Annotated in this window: 13 protein-coding genes; 10 read left to right on the top strand and 3 right to left on the bottom strand. The window is 48.2% G+C overall.

Annotated features, from left to right (window positions below):
- Positions 1–114: 114 nt before the first annotated feature.
- The 8 genes from L5470_RS09325 to L5470_RS09290 all read left to right on the top strand — a co-directional run bounded on the left by L5470_RS09325 (position 115) and on the right by L5470_RS09290 (position 7,994).
- Positions 115–1,272 (top strand): DegT/DnrJ/EryC1/StrS family aminotransferase, encoded by a 1,158-nt coding sequence (locus L5470_RS09325; protein WP_499499595.1) that lies wholly within the window; start codon positions 115–117, stop codon positions 1,270–1,272.
- 64 nt (positions 1,273–1,336) lie between these two features.
- Complete coding sequence (gene pseG / locus L5470_RS09320; RefSeq protein WP_499499593.1) at positions 1,337–2,398, top strand: UDP-2,4-diacetamido-2,4,6-trideoxy-beta-L-altropyranose hydrolase; 1,062 nt, start codon at positions 1,337–1,339, stop codon at positions 2,396–2,398.
- Positions 2,399–3,631, top strand: coding sequence for an ATP-grasp domain-containing protein (locus L5470_RS09315; RefSeq protein WP_499499591.1), 1,233 nt, complete (start codon positions 2,399–2,401; stop codon positions 3,629–3,631).
- A 3-nt stretch (positions 3,632–3,634) separates the two neighbouring features.
- Positions 3,635–4,318: a class I SAM-dependent methyltransferase gene (locus L5470_RS09310; protein WP_499499589.1), complete on the top strand. Its 684-nt coding sequence runs from the start codon at positions 3,635–3,637 to the stop codon at positions 4,316–4,318.
- Between the two features lie 40 nt (positions 4,319–4,358).
- Positions 4,359–5,384 (top strand): pseudaminic acid synthase, encoded by a 1,026-nt coding sequence (pseI, locus tag L5470_RS09305; RefSeq protein ID WP_499499587.1) that lies wholly within the window; start codon positions 4,359–4,361, stop codon positions 5,382–5,384.
- Positions 5,385–5,543: 159 nt separating this feature from the next.
- The gene (locus tag L5470_RS09300; protein WP_499499585.1) at positions 5,544–6,443 is read left to right on the top strand and encodes an META domain-containing protein; all 900 of its coding nucleotides are present in this window, start codon (positions 5,544–5,546) and stop codon (positions 6,441–6,443) included.
- Between the two features lie 35 nt (positions 6,444–6,478).
- Positions 6,479–7,411 (top strand): 23S rRNA (guanosine(2251)-2'-O)-methyltransferase RlmB, encoded by a 933-nt coding sequence (gene rlmB / locus L5470_RS09295; protein ID WP_499499583.1) that lies wholly within the window; start codon positions 6,479–6,481, stop codon positions 7,409–7,411.
- A 25-nt stretch (positions 7,412–7,436) separates the two neighbouring features.
- Positions 7,437–7,994, top strand: coding sequence for a 5-formyltetrahydrofolate cyclo-ligase (locus L5470_RS09290; protein ID WP_499499581.1), 558 nt, complete (start codon positions 7,437–7,439; stop codon positions 7,992–7,994).
- Positions 7,995–7,997: 3 nt separating this feature from the next.
- Here L5470_RS09290 and L5470_RS09285 read toward each other — a convergent pair whose 3' ends face one another.
- The 3 genes from L5470_RS09285 to L5470_RS09275 are packed head-to-tail and all read right to left on the bottom strand — an operon-like array spanning position 7,998 to position 10,438.
- On the bottom strand, positions 7,998–9,284 hold the full coding sequence (locus tag L5470_RS09285; protein WP_499499655.1) for an ABC transporter substrate-binding protein: 1,287 nt from the start codon (positions 9,282–9,284) through the stop codon (positions 7,998–8,000).
- Positions 9,285–9,294: 10 nt separating this feature from the next.
- Entirely contained in the window at positions 9,295–9,735 is a 441-nt protein-coding gene (gene mscL / locus L5470_RS09280) for a large conductance mechanosensitive channel protein MscL (protein WP_198406092.1), read from the bottom strand.
- Between the two features lie 49 nt (positions 9,736–9,784).
- On the bottom strand, positions 9,785–10,438 hold the full coding sequence (locus tag L5470_RS09275) for an ATP-dependent Clp protease proteolytic subunit (protein ID WP_099797869.1): 654 nt from the start codon (positions 10,436–10,438) through the stop codon (positions 9,785–9,787).
- Positions 10,439–10,723: 285 nt separating this feature from the next.
- Here L5470_RS09275 and L5470_RS09270 point away from each other — a divergent pair, with 285 nt between their 5' ends.
- Together L5470_RS09270 and lysA are read left to right on the top strand one after the other, a co-directional pair.
- Complete coding sequence (locus L5470_RS09270; protein ID WP_227517499.1) at positions 10,724–11,536, top strand: prohibitin family protein; 813 nt, start codon at positions 10,724–10,726, stop codon at positions 11,534–11,536.
- A gap of 121 nt (positions 11,537–11,657) precedes the next feature.
- Complete coding sequence (gene lysA / locus L5470_RS09265) at positions 11,658–13,013, top strand: diaminopimelate decarboxylase (RefSeq protein ID WP_499499578.1); 1,356 nt, start codon at positions 11,658–11,660, stop codon at positions 13,011–13,013.
- Positions 13,014–13,019 lie beyond the last annotated feature (6 nt).

The raw sequence follows: 13,019 nt of genomic DNA, 5'->3' as shown, positions 1-13,019 counted from the left end.
GCTGTGCTTTGGTGAGAGGATGATTGCAGCCCGTTTGAACCTAGCGTTGCGCGATAGTGTCTCTGTCTCACTATGTTACAAACACGTTCTCAACACGTATTCAATCGCAAGTAAATGGATACCATTCCGATTCTTGATCTGAAGGCACAGTACCAAAGCCTACAACCTGAAATTGATCGCGCCATTGCCGAGGTGCTAGCTTCCGGACAGTTTATCCTTGGACCTGAGGTTCATGCCTTTGAAGCCGAGGTGGCCGCTTATTTGGGGGTGCGTCATGCCGTTGCCGTGAATTCCGGCACCGATGCGCTGGTGATTGCGTTGCGTAGCCTCGGGATTGGCAGTGGTGATGAGGTGATTACCACCCCTTTTTCTTTTTTTGCCACAGCGGAGTCAATTAGCTTGGTGGGGGCACGCCCGGTCTTTGTGGATGTGAATTTGCGCTCCTTTAACCTTAACCCCGCTAATATTACCGCTGCGATTACTCCGCGCACCAAGGCCATCATGCCGGTACATTTGTTTGGCCGCCCTGCTGCCATGGGTGAGATCCACGAATTGGCACAGACGTACAAATTAGCCATTATTGAAGACTGTGCCCAATCCTTTGGTGCCCGCTATTGCCCCCCCTGCGACCAGTGCCAGTGTGCTGAATCAACCCAGGCATTGTTGGCCAATCGTTTGACCGGGGCGATCGGAACCATGGGGGCATTTTCATTTTTTCCTACCAAAAACTTAGGTGCCTATGGCGATGGCGGCTTAATTACCACCAATGATGATGAGCTGGCAGGACAGGCACGGATGCTGCGTGTCCATGGTTCGCGGCAACGCTACCACCATGAAACCCTAGGGTATAACTCGCGCCTAGATAGCGTGCAGGCAGCCATTTTGCGGGTGAAACTTCCCCATATTGATCGCTGGAACCAAGAACGGCGACGGGTGGCAGCCACCTATAACCGCGAATTAGCCGGAATTGAGGGGCTAGTAACGCCTGAAATCGTCCCCGGTCATGTTTTTCATCAATACACGGTGCGTGTGCTCCATGGCGATCGCGATCGCCTAGCTGCTTTTCTCAAAGCCGCAGGCATTAGTTCAATGATTTACTATCCCATTCCCCAAGATCACTGCCCCATGTACAAGGGGCAATATCCGCCCAATCCCGTGAGCGATCGCCTTGCGGGGGAAGTCCTCAGCCTACCCATTTGGCCAGAGTTAAGCGATGCTACAATTGCCCACATTGCCGCAACTATCCGTGAGTTTTTTGCCACCTCCCGCTAAACTCAGGGTCAAGAACCATCGAGCTATACTATGCTTTAGGGTGACTTAGGGCAGTTTGAGCTGTATGCTAATCCTCTTTCGCGTGGACTCTGCCACCATGATTGGCATCGGTCACCTCATGCGCTGTCTCACCTTGGCAGATGCCCTAAGGCGCAGAGGTGCAACCTGTGAATTTATTTGCCGTAACCACCCCCATAACAGTATCGATTTAGTTAGGCAGCAGGGCTTTAGGGTTTATGAACTACCCCAAGCCGCTGAACCCACCGCACCAGATGATTTAGGCGTGGAGGCGATCGCTGACGCGATTGACACCTGCCAAATCATTGAGCGGTGTCCCACAATCCCCGACTGGCTCATTGTGGATCATTACGGCATTGATCGGGAATGGGAGCTAAAACTCCGTCCATATGTTAAACGTATTTTTGCCATTGATGATTTAGCAAATCGTCCCCACGACTGTGATGTGTTGCTAGATCAAAATGACTACAATAGAGGCGCTTATACACAATTAGTATTACCTTTTTGCTTATGCTTACTAGGCTCAGAGTATTCGATCATTAGAAATGAATTTCTAATATCAACGAAAAAAATAAGGCCTTTTAACAATCGTTTGTCAAAAGTATTTATTTATTTTGGAAGTAGCGATCCTTACGGATTAACACTATTAACAATTAACAGCGTTCTAGATAAAGATTTAATTAATTTAGAAGTAGATATTATAGTTTCAAAAGATAATTCGTTTTTTGATCAGATAAAAAATATAGCAGATGACAAAAATTATAATTTATACACATTTCATGAAAATATTTGCGATCTTATGAACTTAGCAGACTTAGGTATTGGAGCGGGAGGAACAACTGCTAAAGAAAGGATAGCTACAGGCTTGCCTTCTATTGTTGTAAGTCTTGGTCTTGATCAAGAAAGAAATTGTATTCATTTAAGCAAATCAGAAAAAATTTATTACTTAGGTAGTTATTTGTCCGTAGATACAAATCAAATGAGAGATGCCATAATAAAGTTAAAGAATAACCCTGATCAGTTATCGAGAATGTCACTCAATTGTATCAACTCATATATTGTGGATGGGGTTTCTAAAATTTGTAGAGTTCTGCTAAAGGACAGATAAATGAAACAAAAAGTTGCAGTTGCTATTGGAACTGGTGATGAGCAATCATACTTTATCAATCTAGCAAAGAAATTAGGTTTTTTTGTCATTGGTTTTGATAAAAGCATCAATAGTAAAGGCTCTAGCATTTGTGATGTATTTTATCCTATCTGCATATCAGATGTAGATAAAATTATTAATACACTTGAAAAGTACAAACCAGAATTTGTTATTCCATCTCCTATTGGAAAAAGACTGACAACAATAGGACTTATACATGATTATTTTCAAATCAATTCATTTAATCATTTTGCAACTGAATCCGTAACCAATAAACTGATCTTTAGTCAACTTCTTAAAAGATTAAATATACCTCATCCCCAAACTAGGATATTTCAAGATATAGATCAAATTATAGCTAATTTTGATCAAATTGATTTTCCAGTCATTGCCAAGCCAAATGAAGGTTCGGGAAGTCGTGGGGTATTTATCATTAAAAATAAAAATTCTATACTAGATTTCAAAAATTACTATAATCAAAACAAAGAATTTTATAAATCTGGAATATTAATCCAGTCTTATATTGATGGTAGTCATATAGGTGTGGATGGATTATTATTAAATAATAAAATAATAAATATAAATTTAAGAAAAAAGTTCTTAAATAAATCAACCCATCCTCTAGAAATTGGTTATCTAGCTCCATTTTTTATCTCTAATGAGATTTACCAAAGTTTAATAAATTCACTTAACAGTGTACTCAAAGAATTAAATGTTAAGTCTTGTGTATTTCATGCTGACATTATAATCGTCAAGAAAAAGGCTTACATAATTGAAATGTCTTTCAGACCTTCTGGTATGAATATATCATCAGTTCTTTTACCCGAGTGTCTTAGAATTAATTATTGTAAGCATTATATGATGCATTTTATTTGTGATGATGAACTTTTGTTTTCAGAAAAAAACCATTATCGATATCAAAACAGTAAATTTGATCGATATTATGTTATGGATTATTTCTTTTGTGATAGTTATATTAATAAGAGAGTGAGATTTCCAACCTTTGATAAGATATGTCAACTATTCCAAATATATAAATTAGAGATTCCTAAAAATGGAATTCTAGAAATTCACGAACCAATCACATCTTTACAAATGCTAAAAAATGGATTTATGATCTATGAAACAAATTTAGATTGCGATCAAATAGATGTGAATCGTCATAGATTTTATAGTTTATTTAAGGAGATCTGAAAAATGGATAAGTATGAAGAAATTAATAAAAATACTTCATCTCAATACTTAATTCATAATCCTAAATATCCTGATGATAGAGTTGTAGCACATGTAATCCGTTTCTTACGATCATCTACTGTTCAACCCTCTAATCTTACGGCGATAGATATTGGATGTGGTGTTGGTCGTCACGTAAAGCTACTAGATGACTTGAACTTCGATGCATACGGTATTGACTATGCTGATAATGTAGCAACTGTAGTAACACAACAGTTTCCAAGTATAAAACCAGATAATATCTATCATGGTGATTATCGAAATTATAACTTTTCTAAAAAATTTGATTTGATACTGATGTGGGGAACTGTTTTTCAATGCAAGAAAAGCCAAGTCATTTTTAATTTGTTAAGGTTGAAAGAACTTCTAAATCAAAATGGACAATTGATTTTGAATTTTCGATCAAAAAATAATTGGTTTTATGGCTTGGGTGAAAAAATAGAAGAGGATAGTTATTTTATAGATGAAAGAGGAAAAGAATATGCAGGCTATATTTACTCTTTTTTTGAAAAAAGTGAAATAGATGAAATGATACAAAAATGCAATCTTAAAGTTGTTGAATGCGAAAAAGTAAATTTAATTCGAGAAGCTCATTTATCCAATCAAGAACACGAATGGTGGATTTATAGAATTCAAAACTCTAAATAAATTAGAAGCTTAACCATCAATTCGATCTCAAGATGCAAAAATGTTTCCTAAAATTTTAACACATAATCCATTTATTATTGCTGAGTTATCAGGCAATCACAGACAGGAACTTGAGACTGCTTTGGCAATGGTTAATGCAGCGGCTCATGCTGGTGTATCTGCAGTTAAGTTACAAACCTATACTCCAGAAACTTTGACTATCAAATCTTCACGTCCTGAATTTTACACAAATAGTAAAGGCTTATGGGCAAATCAAACTCTCTATGACCTCTACAAAACAGCATATACCCCTTGGGAATGGCATCAACCGATATTTGAACGAGCGAGGGAGCTTGGGCTGATTGCGTTTAGCACCCCATTTGACTTAACGGCTGTTGACTTTCTGGAAAAGTTGAACTGCCCTATTTATAAAATCGCGTCTTTTGAAAATGCTGATTTACCCCTGATAAGGCGCGTGGCTGAAACTGGCAAGCCTGTAATTATGTCCACCGGTATGGCAACGCTGGCGGAGCTAGACGAGGCTGTGCGCACCATTCGCTCCACGGGTAACAATCAAATTGTGCTGCTGAAATGTACGAGTACCTATCCAGCAGACCCTACTGATTCTAACCTGCGTACAATTCCCCATTTGAAGGACTTATTTGGCTGCGAGGTGGGGCTATCGGATCACACGCTGGGGATTGGTGTGGCAGTGGCCGCAGTTGCATTAGGTGCAACGGTTATTGAGAAGCACTTTACCCTTAGTCGGGCAGACGGTGGGGTGGATGCCGCCTTTAGTATGGAACCCCATGAGATGAAGTTACTGGTTGAAGAAACCCGCCGCGCGTATCAGGCACTTGGTCACGTGCATTACGGCCCCACTGAGGCGGAGAAAAAATCGCTGGTCTATCGGCGATCGCTGTATTTTGTCAAAGATATGCTCCCAGGTGAGGAGATTACCCCTGAAGCCATTCGCTCGATTCGTCCTGGCTATGGCTTACCGCCAAAGTATTACGAGGTGCTCCTAGGTAAGCGGGTGAAGATGGCTATTGAGCGTGGCACGCCTGTTTCATGGGATGTTTTCTGACGGTTATGACGGTAGGGGAGCTTACTGACACTATTCACCGTCCTAAAATAGATAGCGTCTCTTCGAAACGATTAAGAGATGCTGTAATACTGAATTCTTCAAGGCTGGCGCCCATACACGATGATGCTGCGATTTTCTCCTATCCTTGGTTCATTCCTGGTGCTGAGCGGGCTACCCTCAGTAGCTGCGCCTACCTCATGGCTAGATCACCCGCCACAACCTTGGAATCGTCAAGGTGAAGCGTTGCCAACCGCCAAGAGCGCTGAGGGGTGGAGCCTGAATGCCAAACAGTGTGCTCAGGTGATCCGTGCCCCCCAATCACCGGCAGAAAGAGCGTTGCGCCAGCGGGGGTGGTATCTATTTGGGAGAGCAGCCAAACATAACGCAGTAGAGATTGTGCTTGGGAATATTGGCTTTGATGGGATGTGTCGGCCAATGGGTTACCAAGCCTTTGTTTTTATGGATGGACGGTATGCAGGCACACTTTCCCCTGAACTGATGAACGCTCGTAGTGATGGCTCCCTCGTGGGGGATATGAAGTTTACTGGCGATCGCACCGTTGAAGTGAAGTTTGCCCGCTATCGTGAAACCGACCCACTGTGCTGCCCCAGTCGCATGAGTAGGGTGACCTACCAACTGCGTAACGGCAGAACTCCGACCGTTATGGTGACCCGTATTACAACGGTACCCACCTCAGAGCCACGCTCAACCTCCTCTGTTGAGAAGCTCACCGGCCAGCGCTGGCAATTACGGCGGATTGGCACCAACCAAGAGGTGACCCTAGATAGTGTGTTTCTTGAGTTTAATGCGGCACAGCAGCGGGTGACGGGCTTTAGTGGCTGCAATTATTTCAATGGCGGCTATCGCCTGACGGATCACGGCCTAACCTTTGGCGCGATCGCCAGTACTAAACGCGCCTGCCTAGAGGCACCGATTCAAACCATCGAGATGAATTTCTATGAGGCATTGGGGCAAACAACCCGCTATCACCTTGCGGGGGATCAGTTGCATTTCTATGGGGGCGATCGCCTATTATTAACGTTCCAGCCAATACCCTAACGGTTGATTTCTCCTAAATATCTGGGATTCCCTTAATGACTGAAAAACCTCGACTGCGTAAACTGAACCGCCGTGACGAGCGTCCGCACAACAGTAGTGGTAAACCCCGACCCCAGCGTCAACACCGGCCTAGCCAAGGAAAGCGGGTCGCGCCGAGCCGCCCCACCCGCCGTGAAGCCCCAGAGCTAGCGAATGATGCCCCCGAGTTACTCTACGGGCGGCATACTGTGCTTTCGGCGCTTGAAAGTGGTCGTCCCTGCAACCGCATTTGGGTCATTCCTGCCCTGCGCTACGATCCGCGCTTTCACCAACGGCTGAATGATGCGAAGCAGCAGGGGGCTGTAATTGATACCGTCACCCCTGAGCGGCTGGATCAACTCTGCCAGCGGGGTCGCCATCAAGGCATTGCGATTCAGGTAGCCGCCTACAGCTATTGGCAGTTGGACGATCTATTAGCGAAGGCACGTACCGCGCCTCATCCTGTTTTGCTCGCAGCAGATGGCATTACAGATCCGCAAAATCTCGGTGCCATGATTCGCACGGCGGAAGCCCTGGGGATGCAGGGAATGATTCTTCCCCAGCGCCGCGCCGTCGGTATTACTGCAACAGTGGCCAAAGCGGCCGCAGGCGCCCTGGATCATTTGCCAGTGGCGCGGGTGGTGAACTTAAATCAAGCCTTGGAAGCATTGAAGGCCGCCGGATATTGGCTCTATGGCCTCTCAGAACGAGGTTCTATCCCACTTTCAAAGGTCACATTTGATCACCCCACGGTCTTTGTGGTGGGTGGCGAAGGCCAAGGGGTTAGCTTGCAAACCCAAAAGCACTGTGACCATCTTGTGGCCATTCCTCTTGCTGGACGCACCAACAGCCTCAATGCTGCCGTTGCTGTGGGAATTGCCCTTTACGAGGTGTGCCGTCAGCGATCGCCCGCCTGGGATTTAACAAAGGGGGATATTGCCAATCCCTAGGTAGCCATTGGACGAGGAGGGCACCGTGCAAAAAGCAATCCTGCGAAAACAGTTCCTGCACTGGCGCGAGCAACTGAGTGACAGTGAGTGGCAGGAGCGCAGTCATCGCCTCTGTGAGCACCTCTTGGCTCAGCCCCAGTTTCAAGCAGCAACCACTATCTTGACCTATGTACCCCATCGCCGGGAACCCGATGTGCGCTCCCTCTGGAGTATTCCGAAGCGGTGGGGACTGCCACGGGTAGTCGGTAACACCTTGGTGTGGCACGAGCTTACCAGCCCTGATGCGGTGCTACAAGTCGGACGCTACGGCATTCTAGAACCAGCAGCAGCATGGCCGCCCATTGATCCCTCAACGGTGGAGTTGTGCTTGGTGCCTGCCATTGCCTGCGATCGCCGGGGGTATCGCTTGGGGTACGGTGCCGGTTTCTTTGACCGCCTCTTTGCGGATCCCCTGTGGCAGGCCATTCCCCGCTGGGGGATTGTGTTTGCCGCCACCGATCAGGTGTCATTTCCAGTAGAGGCGTGGGATCATCCCCTCACAGCAGTATGCAGCGAAGAGGGGCTACGGTTGACCAACCTATGAATCTTAGGACAAGCGGCTATTCCACGCGGTGGCCGCATCATTGAGAGCCTGATCAATTGTTTTGCGCTCCAGCAGAACAGCTTGCAGGTTTTCGTAGAGCAGCCGTTGCAGTTGCTTAATATCGCGCACTGGTGGAATCAGGACTTGTGCCTGCGACATTTGCGCCGCACTCACCGCCCGGGCACGCTCCACGGGCGTGGCTGTTGCCCCCACCGACTGAAAGTAGGGATCGTCTAAGGCCGCTTGGGTTGAGGGCAACACATTAGCAGCTTTGGCAAACGCCAGTTGATTCTCGTTATTTGTAACAAACAGCGCAAATTCAACGGCAAGATCAGGATGCTGCGTTTGCCGAGGCACCAGCAGGTTCATGACCGCAACATTTTTTTTACCCGTCTCCCCCGTTAGTTGGGGCGCAGGGGCAGAAACGGCGGCAATCGTCGGGGCATTAGTGGCAATAGTATTTAAGAACTCTGGGCTGGTCATTAGCAGTGCTGTTTGCCCTGACTGGTACAGTTCAATTCCCTGACGATGGCCCTCGGTCAGCACTTGCGGCGGCAGCAATCCCTGACGGTACAAATCCACCCAGTACTGAAATGCGGCGCGCCCCTCAGGACTATTAAATGCTGCCCGTCCTTCGTCATCCACTAAGGTCACCCCCATCTGTACCATCGATTCCATGAGTTCGGCAGAGTCTTCCGGCACCATAGTGATAAAGAAGGCGTATTTCCCCGTTTTTTCTTTAACTGCTTTGGCAACGGTGGCCAGTTCTGCGTAGGTTTGGGGTGGTGTTTCCACGCCCGCCGCCTTGAGGAGGTCTTGGTTGTAGATAGTGATCCGTGAGGTTAAGTACCAAGGCACGGCAAAACTCTGGCCATCGAGGGTGGTGGCCTCCCAAATTTTGGGTAAGTAGCTCTGCCGTACCGCTGCGGGCACGTAGTCATTGAGGTTCAGCCATGCATTCCGTGCTGCCAATTGCGAGGCAAAGTCAGGGTTGAGGTTAACCACATCTGGTGCTGTACGAGCAGAAACGGCGGTTAAAATTTTGCTTTGCATTGCCGTCCATGGCACATCCACCCAGCGTACCTTAACCCCAGAGTGTTGGGCTTCAAACTTAGCAATCAGGGTGTTGAAGTAATCGGTGAATTTCGGCTGGAGTTGCATGGTCCAGAACTCAATCTGGGTGCCATTCGTGGCTGGTGGTGAAACGCAACTAGGCAGCAGGGCTAAACACAGCCCTAAGAGGAGCCAACAGCACCACCGGAGCCAACGGGGCGATCGCCAAACCAACATGTAAATCTCCTCAAAGGGGCGGTAACTCAGCGGTACAGGCACGACAGCGCGTTGCTGCAAGGGGAACCTGCTCTAGACAGTACGGACACTGTCGTTGTTCCGAGGATGGGGGTCTTTTGGGTAAGACGGGCAGGAGACATCGCAAAATAACAAACAGACTCAGAGCAATGATCACAAAATCAAGCACGTTGCCCAAAAAACTACCAATTTTAATCCCGCTTCCAACGGTTATTTCCCGCCAATTACCACCCGGAATAATCGGGTTGAGCAAGGGCATGAGCACATCTTGAACAAGAGACGAAATAACCCGGCCAAAGGCTCCACCAATCATCACCGCGATTGCCAGATCAATCACGTTGCCCTTGAGGGCAAACGCCCAAAAGTCTTGCCAAAACTGCTGTGCTTTGCGACGGCTGCTGCGAGCCATTAGAACCTCTTCGTGCACACCCATAGACTAGCGGGTTATGGCTAGTATGCAATTCTGGGTGTATCCTAGGCAATTAGCTGAGTGTTGCTGGCAGCTTTGGTGCGGCTTCCGGCTCCAAAATCCGGTCAATAATACCGTACTCCTTCGCTGCATAAGGGGTCATGTATAGCAGCCGATCCATGTCGCGGCTAATGCGTTCTGGGGGCTGCCCCGTATTTTGCGCCAAGATCTGAATCATCGTTTCCTTATTGGCTAGAACCTCTCGGGCACGAATTTGAATGTCTGAGGCTTGGCCTTGGGCATAGCTTTTCATCTGGTGAAGCACGATGGTGGCGTGGGGCAAGCTAGCGCGACACCCCTTTGTTCCTGCCGAGAGGAGCATGGCTGCCATCCCCATCGCTTGACCAATGCAAATCGTATGCACTGGCGGCTTAATGTAGCGTAACGTATCACAGATAGCAAAGGCTTCAGTTTCAAAACCAATCGGTTCACCATCGTAGCGGGAGGTTCCCGTGGAATTGATGTAGATGCGAATGGGCTTTTCGGGGTCGTCGTACTGCAAGTACAGTAGCTCAGCAATAATCAGTTCCGTTACCGCTGGTACTAAGGGCATCCCCAGATAAACAATGCGCTCCTTCAACAGTAACGACGGCAAATCAGGCGGCGGTGTTCGGTAGTAGGCATCACCGTAGTAAGCCGCTTGGGCAGCAGTAATGGGCAACCGCATAGGACGTTCAGCGAATGACAGACTACCTGTACTCTAGCAAGATTATTGCCCGTTAGATCGGCAGTATCCGTTTAGCCAGCTTGCCAGCCATTGTGGACGGTCTAGGCTGAGCCTGCCGTAGGCATAGGCTGCCATCTGCTAGAATTGGCACATCACCTGCCGACGAGCCTTGCAGGATCGCCATGACTAGACTCTGAGTGCAGATATGGGATCGATAGAGCGTTGCGATCCGGTTTTCCCAATTGCCCTGAAAGCTATATGAATCAACTGCTCAACTCTCGCCTGATGTCTGCTGTCCTAATTGTGGCGGGGGTGATCTTCGTTTTTCTGCTCAATTCAGTGGTGGTCATTAACCCCGGTCAAGCAGGGGTCTTAAGTATTCTCGGGAAGGCTCAAGATGGGCCGCTGTTGGAAGGGTTGCACTGGAAACCCCCCTTCATTGCCGCCGTGGATATTTACGATGTTACGGTGCAAAAATTTGAAGTTCCTGCCAAAAGTGCCACAAAAGACCTACAGGATATTACCGCCAGTTTTGCCATTAATTTTCGTCTCGATCCTTTAGCCGTTGTGGAGGTTCGCCGCACCCAAGGGACTCTTGAGAATATTGTTACCAAAATCATTGCCCCACAAACTCAAGAAGCATTCAAAATTGCTGCTGCTCGCCGCACTGCTGAAGAAGCTATTACAAAACGCGATGAACTGAAGGATGACTTTGATACGGCCCTTAGCGATCGCCTTGCCAAATACAACATCATTGTCCTTGACACCAGTGTGGTGAATCTGGACTTTTCTAACGAATTTTCTAAGGCTGTAGAAGACAAACAAATTGCTGAGCAGCGGGCGCAGCGGGCCGTCTATGTCGCCCAAGAAGCCGCCCAGCAAGCCCAAGCCGAAATTAACCGCGCCCAAGGCAAAGCAGAAGCCCAACGCCTATTAGCTGAAACCTTGAAGGCAGCAGGGGGGCAACTGGTTCTGCAAAAAGAAGCCATTGAAGCGTGGCGAGAGGGCGGTGCCCAAGTGCCAGAGGTGCTTGTCATCAATGGCGAGGGTGGCACACCACCCTTCTTCTTGAACTTGGCACCCTCCCAGTCAAAGTAGGATGGCAGCCGCGAGAGATTTTGAAGCGACAATTTTCTAGGGTGAGCGATCGCCCAAATCCCGCCTAAAATTGAGAGGAGTAGCTCGCTCCTAACCGTTAGATTTCTGTCAACATTCAGCCATGACTCCAGCCTTTGCCCCCCTTTCACCAAATCAGCAAATTTTGCCACTTACCGCCGAAACTAATTCTCGAGGACATCTTGTCATTGGTGGCTGTGATGTTGTTGAACTTGTTGCCCAGTTTGGCTCCCCCCTCTACATCCTTGACGAGATAACCTTTCGCACCGCTTGTCGCCAGTACGTCGATACCTTCCAGCACAGCTATGGAGGTGACACCCTAGTACTATATGCCTCCAAAGCGTGGAACTCCTTAGCAACCTGCGCCCTTGCCCATAGCGAAGGGTTAGGCATTGATGTGGCCTCTGGGGGTGAACTTTACACCGCCTTGGCGGCGGGTGTGCCTGCCTCCAAGATTTACTTCCACGGTAACAACAAATCCCCTCAAGAATTGCTCTACGCCCTTGAAGTGAACTGTACCATTGTGGCGGACAATTGGTTGGAGTTAGAACGATTGGCTGCCTATGCCGAAGAGCACGATCTGGGAATGCCGCCCCGGGTGATGCTGCGACTGACGCCGGGGATTGAGTGCCACACCCATGAGTATATCCGCACGGGGCATCTTGACAGTAAATTTGGTTTCGATCCCCAGCAATTTCCTGAGCTGCTCCGGTTTGCCCGCGCCCATCCTGAACTTGACTGGGTTGGAATCCATGCTCATATTGGGTCGCAGATCTTTGAGCAGCAACCCCACCTTGATTTGTGCATCGTTCTGGTGGAGTGGCTCCAAGCAGCGCGGGAGGCTATGCTGCCCATGCGGGAACTGAACATAGGCGGCGGTCTAGGTATTCGCTATGTTGAAACCGATAATCCACCGGCGATCGCCCCGTGGAGCAAAGCCATTAGCCATCACCTCAGCCATGCCTGTCGCGATCGCAACCTTGCCTTGCCAAAACTCATTTGTGAACCGGGGCGCTCCATTGTTGGGCCAGCCGCCGTTACCGCCTACACAGTCGGCAGTCGCAAAACCATTCCTGGGCTACGTACCTACATTGCTGTCGATGGGGGCATGTCTGACAACCCCCGCCCCATTACCTACCAAGCGCAGTACACCGCCCTGTGCGCCAATCGCATGACTGCCGCTGCCACTGACACTGTCTGCATTGCTGGCAAGCACTGCGAATCCGGCGACATTTTGCTGCCAGCCGCCACCTTACCCCCCCTGCAACCCAACGATATCCTTGTTATTGCCAGCACCGGTGCCTATAACTACAGCATGGCCTCTAACTACAACCGCCTAACGCGGCCAGCAGCAGTACTGGTGTGTGAAGGCGAGGCGAATCTAATTTTGCAACGGGAAACCTACGCAGATCTTACGGCTCACGATGTTTTACCCCTACGCCTGACACCCACCACCTAGGAGGAC

This window comes from Synechococcus sp. PCC 6717 (assembly GCF_022698185.1).
Taxonomy (GTDB): Bacteria; Cyanobacteriota; Cyanobacteriia; order Thermosynechococcales; family Thermosynechococcaceae; genus Thermosynechococcus; species Thermosynechococcus lividus.
This window is presented reverse-complemented; position numbering and strand designations above follow the sequence as displayed.